The sequence below is a fragment of the Paraburkholderia sp. BR10936 genome (genome assembly GCF_040965735.1).
In the GTDB taxonomy this organism is placed as follows: Bacteria; Pseudomonadota; Gammaproteobacteria; order Burkholderiales; family Burkholderiaceae; genus Paraburkholderia; species Paraburkholderia nodosa_A.
In genome coordinates, this window is record NZ_JBFRCM010000003.1 from 42,137 (window position 1) to 57,072 (window position 14,936).

Annotated in this window: 14 protein-coding genes; 5 read left to right on the plus strand and 9 right to left on the minus strand. The window is 66.0% G+C overall.

The window, feature by feature from the left end; all coding sequences use genetic code 11:
• Positions 1–52: 52 nt before the first annotated feature.
• The 5 genes from pxpB to AB4Y36_RS06735 all read left to right on the plus strand — a co-directional run bounded on the left by pxpB (position 53) and on the right by AB4Y36_RS06735 (position 4,489).
• Positions 53–712: a 5-oxoprolinase subunit PxpB gene (gene pxpB / locus AB4Y36_RS06715; RefSeq protein WP_069264268.1), complete on the plus strand. Its 660-nt coding sequence runs from the start codon at positions 53–55 to the stop codon at positions 710–712.
• On the plus strand, positions 709–1,776 hold the full coding sequence (locus AB4Y36_RS06720; protein ID WP_368682610.1) for a biotin-dependent carboxyltransferase family protein: 1,068 nt from the start codon (positions 709–711) through the stop codon (positions 1,774–1,776). The genes pxpB and AB4Y36_RS06720 overlap by 4 nt, the downstream gene beginning before the upstream one ends.
• 44 nt (positions 1,777–1,820) lie before the next feature.
• Positions 1,821–2,576 carry a 5-oxoprolinase subunit PxpA gene (gene pxpA, locus AB4Y36_RS06725; protein WP_069264272.1) on the plus strand — a complete coding sequence of 252 codons (756 nt, stop codon included), beginning with the start codon at positions 1,821–1,823 and terminating at the stop codon, positions 2,574–2,576.
• 219 nt (positions 2,577–2,795) lie between these two features.
• On the plus strand, positions 2,796–3,539 hold the full coding sequence (locus AB4Y36_RS06730; protein ID WP_069264274.1) for a DUF969 domain-containing protein: 744 nt from the start codon (positions 2,796–2,798) through the stop codon (positions 3,537–3,539).
• A complete protein-coding gene (locus AB4Y36_RS06735) occupies positions 3,536–4,489 on the plus strand; it encodes a DUF979 domain-containing protein (RefSeq protein ID WP_368682611.1) in 954 nt (317 codons plus the stop codon). Before AB4Y36_RS06730 ends, AB4Y36_RS06735 begins: the two co-directional genes overlap by 4 nt.
• Positions 4,490–4,591: 102 nt before the next feature.
• Here AB4Y36_RS06735 and AB4Y36_RS06740 read toward each other — a convergent pair whose 3' ends face one another.
• The 9 genes from AB4Y36_RS06740 to ahcY all read right to left on the minus strand — a co-directional run bounded on the left by AB4Y36_RS06740 (position 4,592) and on the right by ahcY (position 14,905).
• Complete coding sequence (locus AB4Y36_RS06740) at positions 4,592–5,710, minus strand: TraB/GumN family protein (protein WP_368682824.1); 1,119 nt, start codon at positions 5,708–5,710, stop codon at positions 4,592–4,594.
• Between the two features lie 184 nt (positions 5,711–5,894).
• Positions 5,895–6,929: a peptide ABC transporter ATP-binding protein gene (locus AB4Y36_RS06745; RefSeq protein WP_069264281.1), complete on the minus strand. Its 1,035-nt coding sequence runs from the start codon at positions 6,927–6,929 to the stop codon at positions 5,895–5,897.
• The gene (locus AB4Y36_RS06750; protein WP_069264283.1) at positions 6,926–7,924 is read right to left on the minus strand and encodes an ABC transporter ATP-binding protein; all 999 of its coding nucleotides are present in this window, start codon (positions 7,922–7,924) and stop codon (positions 6,926–6,928) included. Before AB4Y36_RS06750 ends, AB4Y36_RS06745 begins: the two co-directional genes overlap by 4 nt.
• An 84-nt stretch (positions 7,925–8,008) precedes the next feature.
• Entirely contained in the window at positions 8,009–8,926 is a 918-nt protein-coding gene (locus AB4Y36_RS06755) for an ABC transporter permease subunit (RefSeq protein WP_069264285.1), read from the minus strand.
• A 54-nt stretch (positions 8,927–8,980) separates the two neighbouring features.
• Entirely contained in the window at positions 8,981–9,994 is a 1,014-nt protein-coding gene (locus tag AB4Y36_RS06760; protein WP_069264287.1) for an ABC transporter permease subunit, read from the minus strand.
• Positions 9,995–10,123: 129 nt separating this feature from the next.
• Entirely contained in the window at positions 10,124–11,758 is a 1,635-nt protein-coding gene (locus AB4Y36_RS06765) for an ABC transporter substrate-binding protein (RefSeq protein ID WP_368682612.1), read from the minus strand.
• Between the two features lie 330 nt (positions 11,759–12,088).
• Positions 12,089–12,919: a methylenetetrahydrofolate reductase [NAD(P)H] gene (gene metF / locus AB4Y36_RS06770; RefSeq protein WP_069264291.1), complete on the minus strand. Its 831-nt coding sequence runs from the start codon at positions 12,917–12,919 to the stop codon at positions 12,089–12,091.
• A 51-nt stretch (positions 12,920–12,970) separates the two neighbouring features.
• Complete coding sequence (locus tag AB4Y36_RS06775) at positions 12,971–13,324, minus strand: phage holin family protein (protein WP_028203399.1); 354 nt, start codon at positions 13,322–13,324, stop codon at positions 12,971–12,973.
• 162 nt (positions 13,325–13,486) lie between these two features.
• Positions 13,487–14,905 (minus strand): adenosylhomocysteinase, encoded by a 1,419-nt coding sequence (gene ahcY / locus AB4Y36_RS06780; protein ID WP_069264292.1) that lies wholly within the window; start codon positions 14,903–14,905, stop codon positions 13,487–13,489.
• Positions 14,906–14,936: the final 31 nt, after the last annotated feature.

A 14,936-nucleotide genomic window follows, 5' to 3' on the forward strand; every position in this document is an offset into this window, starting at 1 on the left:
TCTTTCGTGCGCTTATTTCCGACCGGTCGAACCGTCCCTTGATCGATCCAACATGCCGAATTCTGACCCTCGCATTTTTCCTCTCGGTGACGAAGCGCTCGTCTGCGAAGCGCCGCCGCCCGCCACGCTCGAGGTCCAGCGCCGCGTCTGGGCCGTCGCCGCGCTCGCGCGCGGCTGGGCGCCGGTGCGCGAAGTGGTGCCCGGCATGAACAACCTGACGATCACCTTCGATCCGCTCTCGGCCGACGCCGCGGCGCTCGCGCTCGCGCTGCGCGACGCATGGCGCGAGGCCGAAGACGCGAGCGCGGCAGGCCGTGAAGTCGAGATACCCGTGGTCTACGGCGGCGAAGACGGCCCCGATCTCGAAGCGGTCGCGCAGCATTGCGCGCTCGCCGCCGCCGACGTCGCCGCGCGCCATGCCGCGGGCGTCTACACGGTGTTCTTCCTCGGCTTTCAGCCCGGTTTCGCCTATCTCGGCGGTCTCGAACCCGCGCTGCACACGCCGCGCCGCCGCGAGCCGCGCCTGGCCGTCCCCGCCGGATCGGTGGGCATCGGCGGAGAGCAGACGGGCATTTATCCGGCCGCCTCGCCAGGCGGCTGGCAACTGATCGGCCGCACCGCCGCGAAGTTGTTCGACCCTTCGCGCAATCCGCCTTCGCTGCTCATGCCAGGCGACCGCGTGCGTTTCACCATCGCGGAGCTCCACGCATGATCGAAGTATTGCGCGCGGGCCTGCTCACCACGGTCCAGGATCTCGGCCGCCCCGGCTACCGGCATCTGGGCGTCGCCACCGGCGGCGCGCTCGATACGCTCGCACTCGAGGTGGGCAACCGTCTCGTCGGCAACCGGCCCGACGCCGCCGGCGTGGAAATCACCTTCGGCCCCGTCGCGCTGCGCTTCGCGCGCGCCACCCGCGTCGCCATTACCGGCACCGACTTCGGCGCGACGCTCGGCGGGCGCCCGGTCTGGTCGTGGTGGAGCCTGCCCGTGGCCGCCGGCGAAGAACTCGTGCTGAACGGCGCGAAGCGCGGCATGCGCGCCTATGTGTGCGTGGCCGGCGGCGTCGACGTGCTGCCCATGCTCGGCTCGCGCAGCACCGACCTCGCGGCGGGCTTCGGCGGCCTCGCAGGTCGCGCGCTCAAGGACGGCGACCGTCTCGCCACGGGCGCCTCGTTCGCCCCGGGTCGCGAGCGCGCCGCGCTCGACCCGGGCGCGCCGGCCTTCGGCGTGAAGGCGCCCGTGTGGTGCAACTTCGCGCTCGCGGACGAGCCGCATCACCGGCGCGGACGCCATCCGGACGGCATGGCGTGGGCCGTGCCCGTGCGCGTGCTGCGCGGCCCCGAGTACGACAGCTTCACACCCGAGGCGCAGCGCGCGCTCTGGTCCGACGAATGGCAGATCACGCCCAACAGCAATCGCATGGGCTTTCGGCTCACGGGCACGCCGCTCGTGCGCGCGAACGGCGTGGATCTGCTGTCGCACGCTGTGCTGCCCGGCACGATCCAGGTGCCGCCGAGCGGCCAGCCCATCGTGCTGATGGCCGACGCGCAGACCACGGGCGGCTACCCGAAGATCGGCTCCGTGATTCGCGCCGACTGGTGGAAGCTCGCCCAGGTGCGGCTCACCGGTGGCGTGCGTTTCGTGGAAGCGACGCCGGCCGCCGCGCGCGCGGCGCTGGAAGAGGAACGGGCGTATTTGCGGCAGATCGACACCGCGATCGCCATGCACGACGAACGCCTTGCGAACCGCCGCGCGAACGCGGCCGCGAGCGCGTGATTTTCAAGCACCATCGGTAAGACAGGCAGTAAGAGGAACCCATCATGACCACCATCGATCTGAACGCCGATCTCGGCGAAGGCTGCGGCTCCGACGAGGCGCTGCTCGACCTCGTGAGCTCCGCCAACATCGCGTGCGGCTGGCACGCGGGCGGCGCCAACGCCATGCGCGAATGCGTGCGCTGGGCCGTGGAGAAAGGCGTGTCGATCGGCGCGCATCCGAGCTTCAACGACCCCGAGAACTTCGGCCGCAAGGAGATGAACCTGCCGCCCGAGGAAATCTACGCGGGCGTGCTGTATCAGCTCGGCGCCCTCTCCGCCATCGCCCAGGCCGAAGGCGGCCGCATCGCCCACGTGAAGCCGCACGGCGCGCTCTACAACCAGGCCGCGCGTGACCCGCAGATCGCGGAGGCCATCGTCTCGGCCGTGCACGACTTCGATCCGTCCGTGACGGTGTTCGCGCTCGCGGGCAGCGGCCTCGTGACGGCGGCGCGCGAGGCGGGGCTCGTCGCGATCGAGGAAGTGTTCGCCGACCGCGGCTATCGCGCGGACGGCTCGCTCGTGCCGCGCAGCGAGCCGGGCGCGTTGCTCGACGACGAAGACACGGTGCTCGCGCGCACGCTCGCGATGATCCGCGAGCAGCGCGTGCAGGCCGTGAACGGCGCCTGGGTGCCGCTGAACGCGCAGACCATTTGCCTGCACGGCGACGGCCCGCACGCGCTCGCGTTCGCGCGGCGCATCCGCACGGCGCTGGACGACGCAGGCATCGGCGTGCGCGCGGCGGGGGCCGGCGAAGTTTGACCCACGCGCGTTCGAACGCAGCAAAGCGCGCGGCATGCGCCGCGCGCCGCTAGAGACGTATCACCGAAGGTTTTCACAAGGCAAACCCCCGGCAGCGCAAGCTTGCCAGGCGTAGTTGTACCGAGCAGGTTCGTAGTTGTGCGAACGGCCGTCAGAGCCGTGAAGTCAACGCCGCTATCCGCGGCAATCAACGACAAGCCAATACGTTTGGAGATCTACATGCAGAGCACCGTCAACTTATGGCCGCTGATCGGCGTGGCCGTCATCATCGCCGGCTTCTTGCTACGCTTCAATCCGATGCTGATCGTCGCCGCGGCGGCCGTCGTCACCGGTTTCGCCGGGGGTTTTCCGGTCGCGAAGATTCTCGCCGCCATCGGCACCGGCTTCATCAAGACCCGCAACATTCCCCTCATCATCCTGTTGCCGCTCGCCGTGATCGGGCTGCTCGAGCGCCACGGCCTGCGTGAGCGCGCACAGATCTGGATCGGCAGCATCAAGGCGGCCACCGCCGGGCGTCTGCTCATTGTCTATCTGCTCGTGCGCGAGCTGACCGCCGCGGTCGGCTTGACGGGCCTCGGCGGCCATCCGCAGATGGTGCGCCCGCTCATCGCGCCGATGGCCGAAGGCGCCACCGAAAACCGCTTCGGCAAGCTCTCCGACGCCGTGCGCTACAAGCTGCGCGCCTACTCGGCCGCGACCGACAACGTGGGCCTCTTCTTTGGCGAGGACATCTTCGTCGCGTTCGGCGCGATCGTGCTGATGGTCACGCTGCTCAAGGAAGCGGGCGTTTCGGTCGAGCCGATCCACGTGGCGTTCTGGGGCATTCCGACGGCGATCTGCGCGTTCCTGATTCACGGCTTCCGGCTCTGGCTGCTCGACCGCAAGCTCGAACGCGAACTGGGCGCCATGCGCAACGCGAGCGACGCCAAGGCTGCAAACCGCGCACAAGGAGACGAAGCATGACGCTCACCCTCAACTGGCTCTTCTGGCTGCTCGGCGTCGTGCTGCTGATCGTCGGCGGCATGATCGTGATGGACCGCGAGCATCCGCGCCGCTTCACGGCAGGCGGCTTCTGGCTGCTCTACGCGCTCATCTTTCTCGTCGGCGATCTGCTGCCCGCCGAAGTCGTGGGCGTGCTCGTGCTCGCCATGGCGCTGATCGCCGGCCTCGGCGGCGTGACGGCCGCGAAGCCCAAGGTGCTCGCGCTCGAAACGCGTATCGCCAGCGCGAAGCGACTGGGCAACAAGCTCTTCGTGCCCGCGCTCACCATTCCCGTCATTACCGTCGTGCTCACGCTCGCGGCCAGCCATCTCGTCTTCGGCGGCAAGCCGCTCTTCGACCCGAAGAACGTCACGCTGATCGGCTTCGGCATCGGCTGCGTGATCGCGCTCGCGATTGCCTGCATCATCACGCGCGACAGCGTCGGCCAGTCGATGAAGGAAACGCGCCGCCTCGTCGACGCGCTTTCGTGGGCCGCCGTCCTGCCGCAGATGCTCGGCATGCTCGGCCTCGTGTTCTCGGACGCGGGCGTCGGCAAGGCCGTCGCGCACGTGACGACGTCGTACATCAACATGGACGTGCGCTTCGTGGCCGTGGTGGTCTATTGCGTGGGCATGGCGCTCTTCACGATCATCATGGGCAACGGCTTCGCCGCGTTTCCGGTGATGACGGGCGGCGTGGGCGTGCCGGTGCTGGTGGGCGTGTTCCACGTCAATCCGGCGATGATGGCCGCCATCGGCATGTTCTCGGGCTACTGCGGCACGCTCATGACGCCGATGGCCGCGAACTTCAACATGGTGCCCGCCGCGCTGCTGGAACTGCCCGACAAGAACGCGGTGATACGCGTGCAGGTGCCCACGGCGCTCGGCATCCTCGCGGCGAATATCGTGCTGCTGAACGTGTTCGGGTTTTGACCCGCGTACGCATGCGCTCGCAAGAAGAGCCGGCGAAAGCCGGCTTTTCCGCATTCAGGCCGCGCGCGAGCACAAGATGCGAGCGCAAAGGCCCGGCCTGGCTCAACCCGGGTCGACGTTGAACCCACGCTGGCGCAGCAGCTGGAGCACGCCTTTAGGTCCGCCCAGATGCAACGCGCCGACGGCGACGAAGAGCGGCTTGTTGGGCGCCACGTACTGCTGCATGCGCCAAACGAAACGCCGGTTGCGCTCGTAGACGATGCGATTGTCGACCGACGCCGCCACCCGCGCGTCGTGCGAGAGCTTTTCGGTGCGCGCCGATTCCCATGCGGCGATCGCATCGGCGTCGCCCACGCGCCACAGGTGCAGCAGCGTCTGCACGTCGGACACGTTTTGCGCCGGCGTCTGCGCGAGGTCCTGGGCGAGCATCTCGCGCTGCTGCGCGAGGCTCAGATTCGTAAAGGCGCGCATCTGCTCGCCGAGCGTCTCCAGGCCGACGATGCGGCGGCCCTTCCAGCGCAGGAACACGTTCTGCAACTGCGCCTCGGTGCCGAACTCGGTCTGCAGGCCGGCGCTCAGCGAATCATAGGTTTCCACCAGCAGCGAGGCGAGCCACGGCCGCATCTTGCGGATCTCGGCGAGCGCCTCGGGATTGCCGCGCATGCGCGCCTCGAGTTTCTGCCAGAGCGGATCGGGCAACAGGCCCGGCAGGCAGGGCCGTTTGCACACCCCGTATTTCGAGACGTCGTCCTGGGAAACCAGCAGATCGTCGGGGGACAGCTCGAGCGCGAGAATGGGCGACGCGGCGAGCGCCGCGAGAATCTGCGGGCGAAACGGCTGGGCGGGCGGGTAGTCGGCGGGGTCGCCCACATGGAGCGTGCCGAGCAGATAGATCGTGAGGTTGCCGCGCGTGGCGACATAGAACGGCATGCGCGCAGGCTGGGTGCGCACCGGGCCGCCAGCCGTCGTGCCCGATGCGTAGCTCGGCACGGCGGGCGCGGCGTGAAAGCCGGGAATGCCGCCGTTCGCGCCGCGTGAGGTGCCGGGCGGCATGGGCACGGCCGGATGCACACCGGGCGTGTTGGCGACGGCGCCGCCGGCGAACACCGGGCCCGAGGCGCCCGCGAGAACGCCGATCGCCAGGACCAGCGTGAGCGCCGCGCGCGCCGCAGCGCTCGACGCCTGCTTCAACGCCGCACGCAACGCCACCGCGAATGCCACACCAAAAGCCACACCGAATGTCACCCGAACAGCCGTACCCAGCCCGGCCGCCACGATAACGGCGGCAGCCGGAACGATTGAAAGAGCGGCGGAGAAAACGGTGGGAAAACCAGTGAAAAAGGCGGCACGACGGCCGCCCATCAACTGGCGGCGCGTAGCAATAAAACGACGCGCCGCCGTCGCTTCAGGCCGGCATGGGCCGCCCATCCTCTTCCCCCACCTCCTCTGCACGATGGCAGGATACCTGACGGCCGTCCACTTCGCGAAGAACAGGCACTTCCTTACGACACCGCTCGACTGCGTATGGACAACGTTGATGGAACGTGCAACCAGACGGCGGGTTGAGCGGCGAAGGCAATTCGCCCTCGAGCTTGATCTTCACGCGGCGGTCCGCTTCGAAGATCGCGGGCGTGGCCGAAAGCAGCGAGCGCGTGTACGGATGGCGCGGCCGCGAGATCACCGTGTCCTTGTCGCCCAGTTCCGCCACGCCGCCCAGGTACATCACCATCACGTCGTCGGCGATGTGCTCGACCACGGCCAGGTTGTGCGAAATGAACACGTAGCTCGTGCGGAACTGCTCCTGCAAGTCCATGAACAGATTGAGAATCTGCGCCTGGATCGAGACGTCGAGCGCGGAAACCGGCTCGTCGGCCACGACGATCTGCGGGTCGAGAATCATGGCCCGCGCGATCGCCACGCGCTGGCGCTGGCCGCCCGAGAACATGTGCGGATAGCGCTTGGCGTGCTCGGGGCGCAGGCCGACGATGCGCATCATGTGCGCGATGCGGTCCGCGCGCTCGTTCGCCGTGAGGCGCGTGTTGATGGCGAGCGGCTCGCCTAGCGTCTGCTCCACGGTCTTGCGCGGATTGAGCGAGGCGAACGGATTCTGGAACACCATCTGCACGCGGCGGCGCAGCGCGGCGATCTTCGCGGCGTTTGCGTGCGCAACGTCCTCGCCGTCGATGGTCAGCTTGCCCGCGGTGGGCGGCTCGATCATCGTGAGCTGGCGCGCGAGCGTCGATTTGCCGCAGCCGGACTCGCCCACCACGGCGAGCGTGCGCCCGCGTGTGAGCGAGAACGACACGCCGTTGAGCGCCTTCACGGTGCCCGTGCCGAACATGCCGCGCTTGACGGTGTAGTGCTTCTTGAGATCGTCGGCGACGAGAACCTTGTCGTCCTGATGGTCCTGACGAGCCGCGTGTTGCTGGACTGCGTTCATCGCGCGCCTCCACTGGATTGAGTCACCGCCGCGTTCAGCGGCTTGATGCAGCGCACTTGCGCATAGCCGCTTTCATCGGTCACCGCGTCGAGCGCGGGCCGCGCCTTCATGCAGTCATCCACCACATACTTGCAGCGCGGCGCGAACAGACAGCCGCTCGGCCGGTCGTCACGGCCGGGCACCATGCCGGGCAGCGCGGCAAGCCGCATCGCCCCCTTGTTGTGTTCGGGAATCGCGGCAAGCAGCGCTTCCGTGTACGGATGATGCGGACGCGAAAAGATATCCGGCACGCGGTTCGTCTCGATGATCTCGCCCGCGTACATCACGGCCACGCGTTGCGCGACTTCCGAAACCACGGCCAGATCGTGCGAAATCAGCACGAGCGCCATGCCGCGCTCCTTCTGCAGACGCACGAGCAGTTCCATGATCTGCGCCTGGATCGTCACGTCGAGCGCCGTGGTGGGCTCGTCGGCGATCAGCAGCTTCGGGTTGCAGGCCACGGCCATGGCGATCATCACGCGCTGGTTCATGCCGCCCGACATCTGGTGCGGGAAGTTGTCGATGCGGTTCTTCGCGTCGGGAATGCCGACCTGGTCGAGCAGCTCCAGCGCGCGCGCGTTGAGCGCGGAGCCGCGCAGCCCTTCGTGCAGCTTGAGCACTTCCTTGATCTGATAGCCGACGGTGTAGCTCGGGTTCAGGCTCGTGAGCGCGTCCTGGAACACCATGGCGATGTCCTTGCCGACGATGCGGCGGCGCTCCTTGCCGGTGGCGTTTAGCAGATCGCGGCCGTCGAAGGTGATCGAATCCGCGCTCACCTTGCCGGGGGCGTCGATGAGGCCCATCAGCGCCATCATCGTCACGCTCTTGCCCGAGCCCGATTCGCCGACGATGCCGAGCACTTCGCCAGGCGCGACCGACAGATTGACGCGGTCGACGGCGGGCAGGCCGTTGAAGTTCACCGCCAGATTACGGATGGTCAAAAGTTCGTTGTTCATGTCAGTCCTCGCCGGGCCGCCCCAAGAGGACCGACGCCCCCTCGGGGGGCAACGACCGAAGGGAGTGTGGGGGTCGTTTTCATGTCAGGCCATCCGCTTGAGCTTGGGATCGAGCGCGTCGCGCAGCCCGTCGCCGAGCAGGTTGATCGCGAGGACCGAAATGAGGATGGACAGACCCGGCATCGTGACGATCCACCATGCGCTGTCGATGTAGTCGCGCGCCGAGGCGAGCATCGCGCCCCACTCCGCACGCGGCGGCTGTACGCCGAGGCCGAGGAAGCCGAGCGCGGCGGCGTCGAGAATCGCCGAGGAAAAGCCGAGTGTCGCCTGCACGATGAGCGGAGCCGTACAGTTGGGCAGCACCTGCGAGAACATCAGGCGCAGCGTGCCGGCACCGGCCACGCGCGAAGCGGTCACGTACTCCTTGTGCAGTTCGCCGAGAGCCGAACCGCGCGTGAGACGCACGTAGCCGGGCAGCGCCACGATCGCGATCGCGAGCATGGTGTTCGTGAGACCCGGTCCGATGATCGCGACCACGGCCACCGCGAGCAGCAGCGAAGGCAGCGCGAGCAGCACGTCCATGAGACGCATGATCGGCGTGTCGGCCCACTTCTCGAAGAACGCGGCGACGAGCCCGAGCACGATGCCCGGAACCAGCGCGAGCACGACCGAGACGCAGCCGATCCACAGCGAAAGCCGCGCGCCGTACATGAGACGCGAGAGGATGTCGCGGCCCGCTTCGTCGGTGCCGAGGATGAACTTCCAGTTGCCGCCGTCGAGCCAGGCGGGCGGAATCTTCACGTAGTCGCGGTATTGCTCGATGGGGCTGTGCGGCGCGATCAGCGGCGCGAAGATCGCGATGACGATCAGCGCGAGCACGATCACGCCCGCGCCCACGGCGCCCCTGTTGCGCGAGAAGTTCGCCCAGAATTCGCGCAGCACGAGCGCGCGGCCCGAAGGCGGCGTGACGGCGCGAGGCACGGTGTTCTGAATGTCAGCCATCATGCCTCCTGGTGTTGAATGGTGTGTTGTGGGGTTCGCATTTTCATGGCTCGCTTACCTCGTATGTCGAATGCGCGGGTTGAGCACGCCGTACAGCAGATCGACGAACAGGTTCACGACGATCACGAGCGTCGCGATCATGAGAATGCCGCCTTGCACCACCGGGTAGTCGCGCCGGCTGATCGCGTCGATCAGCCATTTGCCGATGCCGGGCCAGGAAAATAGCGTTTCGGTAAGCACCGCGCCCGCGAGCAGCGTGCCGACCTGCAGGCCGATCACGGTCACCACGGGAATGAGCGCGTTGCGCAGCGCATGCACGACGATCACGCGCACGGGCGAAAGACCTTTGGCGCGCGCGGTGCGGATGTAGTCCTCGCGCAGCACTTCGAGCATGGACGAGCGCGTCATGCGCGCGACCACGGCGAGCGGAATCGTGCCGAGCACGATGGCCGGCAGGATCAGGTGGCTCAGCACCGACCTGAACGCGCCTTCGTCGGTGCCGGGCAGCAGCGAATCGATCAGCATGAAGCCGGTCACGTGCGGAATGTCGAATTCCACCGCGATGCGGCCGGACACCGGCGTCCAGCCGAGTTTCGACGAGAACACCATGATGAGGATGAGCCCCCACCAGAAGATCGGCATGGAGTAGCCGGTGAGCGCGGTGCCCATGACGCCGTGATCGACGGCAGTACCGCGCCGCAGCGCCGCGAACACGCCGGCGGGCAAGCCGATCACGAGCGCGAAAACGAGCGCGCAGATCGACAGCTCGACGGTGGCGGGAAAGCGCGCGAGAAACTCGCCCATCACGCTCGTGTTGGTGATGATCGAGGTGCCGAGATTGCCGTGCACGGCGTGCCAGACGTAGTGCACATACTGCATCGGCAGAGGCTCGTCGAGCCCCAGGCGGTGCATCGCCTCGGCGTGCATTTGCGGATCGACGCCGCGCTCGCCCATCATCACTTCGATGGGGTCGCCCGGAATCAGGTGGATGAGTGCGAACGCAAGGATGGTGATCCCGATGAACGTGGGTATGACCATGCCGATGCGGCGCAATACGAAGCGGAACATGTGGTGTTCCCCCAAAAGCTTGAAATGAAACGCAACCGGCGACAGGGGCTCGTGACCCCGGTCGCCGGACCATTTTCCGCCGGTCCTGGCTGATATGCGGACCGAGCGGAAAGTCTTACCCGATTATCCTTACTGCATGCCCACGCCGTCGAAGCGCGCGTAGCCAAGCGGCTCGATGCGCATGTCGGTCACCTTCTTGCTGACCGGCTGATAGACGGTCGAGTGAGCGATCGGCGAGAACGGCAGTTGCTTCGCGAAGATCTGCTGCGCTTCCTGGTAGAACTTTGTGCGCTGCGCCACGTCCGAGGTCTGACGGCCCTTCTGGATCAGGTCGTCGAACGGCTTGTAGCACCACTTGCCGAAGTTGTTGCCGTTCACGGCTTCGCAGCCGAGCAGCGTGCCGAGCCAGTTGTCCGGATCGCCGTTGTCGCCCGTCCAGCCGATCAGCATCGAATCGTCTTCGCCTGCGTGAGCGCGCTTGATGTACTCGCCCCACTCATACGTCACGATCTTCGCCTTCACGCCGATCTTCGCCCAGTCGGCCTGGATCATTTCGGCCATCAAGCGTGCGTTCGGGTTGTAGGCGCGCTGCACGGGCATGGCCCACAGCGTGATCTCGAAGCCGTTGCCCTGACCCGCCTTCGCGAGCAGCGCCTTGGCCTTTTCCGGGTCGTACGAATTGGCCGGCAGGTTCTTGTAGTACGACCACTGCGTCGGCGGCATCGGGTTGGTTGCGAGCTGGCCCGCGCCCTGGTACACCGAGTCGATGATCGCCTTCTTGTTGATCGCCATGTCGAGCGCGTGGCGCACGTCCGCGTTATCGAGCGGCTTGTGCGTGACGTTGTACGACAGGTAGCCCAGGTTGAAACCCGGCTGCGACGGCATCGCGATGTTCGGCTCGGCCTTCAGCGGCGCGATGTCGGCGGGACGCGGATAGCTCATCACCTGGCATTCGTCGCGCTTGATCTTCTGCACGCGCACGCTGGCGTCCGGCGTGATCGAGAAGATCAGCTTCGAGAGCTTCACGGCGCCCGGCTTCCAGTAGTCGGGGTTGCCGTCGTAGCGGATCGTCGCGTCCTTCGTGTAGCTCTTGAAGATGAACGGACCCGTGCCGACCGGGAACTGGTTGATGTCGGCGGCCTTGCCGGCCTTCATCAGTTGATCCGCGTATTCAGCCGAGAGGATCGAGGCGAATTCCATCGCCATGTTCTGGATGAACGGCGCGTTCGGCTCGTTCAGCGTGAACTTGACCGTGTACGGGTCGACCTTTTCGACCTTGGCGATCAGCTTGTCGAGGCCCATGTCGGTGAAGTACGGGAACGACACCGGGTACGCCTTGCGGAACGCATTGTTCGCGTCGAGCATGCGGTCGAACGAGAACACGACGTCGTCCGCATTGAATTCGCGCGTGGGCTTGAAGAACGAGGTGGTCTGGAACTTCACGCCATGACGCAGATGGAACGTGTAGGTCTTGCCGTCCGGCGAAACGTCCCACGATTCTGCGAGACCCGGTTCGACCTTGGTGCCGCCGCGCTCGAACTCGACGAGGCGGTTGTAGACGGTGAACGTGTTCGCGGTGAAGTCGGTGCCGGTCGTGTATTGGGCCGGGTCGAAGCCAGCGGGGCTGCCTTCCGAGCAATAGACGAGCGTCTTGTTCGGAATGCTTTGCGCGGCGTGCGCGAGCGGGGCTCCAGCAATCGATGCCGCTGCGAGCGCCACGAGAGACGTCATTCGTGCAGCACGCAACAGTTTGTTTTCTTTCATGTTTCCTCCAGTTCAGTGCCGGCTTGCGCCAGCGTAGCGCGATCTTACACAGCAGGTGCCGCAGTCACAAGCAAGCCAAAAGTCCCGTCGCTTGTGGAAAACGCCGGGTTGACAGGCGTTGCGGTTGCAGCATGCTGCGGTGCAACGTAGCTTCACCCCTCTTTTTCTCTTGCCGATCAGGAACATAGCGCGCCGAAATGACGCGCGCAGCCGGGACGCGCAGCCTTGCTGATGCAAATCGCGCAATCGCGTCTCAATAAAAAACCGCGCGGCCCGGGAGTCCGGGAACCGCGCGGTTTGTTGCCGTTTGGCGGGTCGAGCGTGCGGGCCCTAGAACCCCAGCCGCTCGCAAATGGCCTTGGTGGCCGGCGCCGCGTTGAGCGTGTAGAAGTGGATGCCCGGCACGCCTGCCTCGACGAGACGGCGGCACAGGTCGGTCACCACGTCGAGCCCGAATGCGCGGATCGACTCGCGATCGTCGCCGAAGCTTTCCAGACGCTTGGCGACCCAGCGCGGCACTTCGGCGCCGCACATCTCCGAAAAGCGCATGAGCTGCGAGTAGTTCGTGATCGGCATGATGCCGGGAACGATGGGAATATCCACGCCCAGTTTCTTCGCGTCGTCGACGAAGCGGAAATACGCGTCCGCGTTGAAGAAGTACTGCGTGATCGCCGAATTGGCGCCCGCTTTCACCTTTTGCGCGAACGCTTCGAGGTCGTGACGCGGCGAACGCGCCTGCGGGTGGTACTCGGGATACGCGGCCACTTCGATGTGGAACGCGTCGCCGGTCTCCTCGCGGATGAAGGCGACGAGTTCCGACGCGTAGCGCAATTCGCCCACCGCGCCCATGCCCGAGGGCAAGTCGCCGCGCAGCGCCACGATGTGGCGGATGCCGTGCGAGCGGTACTCGCCGAGAATCGCGCGCAGGCTCTCTTTCGAGGAGCCGATGCACGAGAGATGCGGCGCCGCCTCGATGCCAGCCTTCGCGATGTCGACGACGGTGTCGAGCGTGCCCTGTTGCGTCGACCCGCCCGCGCCGAACGTCACCGAGAAAAACTTCGGCTTGAGCGTGGCAAGTTCCGCCCGCGTAGCGCGCAGCTTTTCCAGGCCGTCCGGCGTCTTCGGCGGGAAGAATTCGAATGAGAGTTCGATCGGTTTCATGTTGATGAGGCCAGTGAGGCCGGGCCGCGAACGTGGGCGGCCCGGCCCGCGTCAGCCGAGGCTGCGGTTGCCGAAAATCAGCGCCGACAGCAGCCACGACACGATGCTGTACAGGATCGAGCCGAAAAATGCCGACCAGAAGCCCGACACCTCGAAGCCCTTGAGGAGCGACGCCGCCAGCCAGAAGCACAGCGCGTTCACCACGAGGATGAAGAGGCCGAGCGTGAGGATGGTCACGGGCAGCGTGAGCACGATCAGCAGCGGGCGCAGCACGGCGTTGATGAGTCCGAGCACGATCGCGACGATGAGCGCGGTGCCGAAACTGCGAATATGGATCGACGGAACGAGCCAGGTGATGATCAGGAGCGCGAGCGCGTTGATCAGCCAGGTCAGCAGCACGGTCATAAGGACTCCTTTTGCGTCGTTGCTTTTGTATCGCCAGGTGCCGGCGGCGGATGCCGCCCGCAGTCCCCACGCGTTGCGCGCGCAGGGATTGGGGTCAGCATCCGCCTGACCGCTTAAAGCGGGCTTAAAACAGCAGCCCGCTTTGTATCGCGTTGTATCGGCTTAATAGCGATAGTGGTTCGGCTTGAACGGACCGTTCTTGTCGACGCCGATGTACGAAGCCTGGTCGTCCGACAGCACGGTCAGGTTCGCGCCGATGCGCGCGAGGTGCAGGCGTGCAACCTTTTCGTCGAGGTGCTTCGGCAGCACGTACACCTTGTTCTCGTACTTCTTGCCCTGCGTGAACAGTTCGATCTGCGCGAGCGTCTGGTTCGTGAACGAGTTCGACATCACGAACGACGGGTGGCCCGTGGCGCAACCGAGGTTCACGAGGCGGCCTTCGGCCAGCAGGATCACGCGCTTGCCGTCCGGGAAAATGATGTGGTCGACCTGCGGCTTGATGTTTTCCCACTGGTACTGGCGCGTCGACGCAACGTCGATTTCCGAGTCGAAGTGGCCGATGTTGCAGACGATGGCGTTGTGGCGCATCGCCTTCAGGTGATCGTGGTTCAGCACGTGGTAGTTGCCCGTGGCCGTCACGAAGATGTCGGCCTTGTCGGCGGCGTATTCCATCGTCACGACGCGGTAGCCTTCCATCGCCGCCTGCAGCGCGCAGATCGGATCGATTTCCGTGACCCACACCGTGGCGCCGAGACCGCGCAGCGACTGCGCGCAGCCCTTGCCCACGTCGCCGTAACCGGCCACGACCGCGATCTTGCCCGCGATCATCACGTCGGTCGCGCGCTTGATGCCGTCCACGAGCGACTCGCGGCAGCCGTACAGGTTGTCGAACTTCGACTTCGTGACCGAATCGTTGACGTTGATGGCGGGGAACGGCAGACGGCCTTCCTTCTCCATCTGGTACAGGCGATGCACGCCGGTCGTGGTTTCTTCGGTCACGCCCTGGATGTGCGAAAGGCGCTTCGAGTACCACTGCGGATCGACGTCGAGGTGCGCGGCGATCGACTTGTAGAGCGCGACTTCCTCTTCGTTCGTCGGCTTGGCGATGACCGAGCGGTCCTTTTCAGCCTTCGAGCCGAGGATCAGCAGCAGCGTGGCGTCGCCGCCGTCGTCGAGGATCATGTTGGCGAACTCGCCGTTCGGCCATTCGAAGATGCGGTGCGAGAACTCCCAGTACTCGTCGAGCGATTCGCCCTTGAACGCGAACACCGGCACGCCGCCCTGCGCGATCGCGGCGGCGGCATGGTCCTGCGTCGAGAAGATGTTGCACGAGGCCCAGCGGACATCGGCGCCGAGCGCGGTGAGCGTCTCGATCAGCACGCCCGTCTGGATCGTCATGTGCAGCGAACCGGCGATGCGCGCGCCCTTGAGCGGCTGCTGCGCCTTGTACTCTTCGCGGGTTTGCACGAGACCCGGCATTTCGGTCTCGGCGATATTGAGTTCCTTGCGGCCCCAGGCGGCAAGCGACATATCGGCGACGATGAAATCTTTGGCTTGATCTTGCGGAACTGCGGCGTTCATCACGCCCTCCTTTCTAAAAGTGACTAGAAAT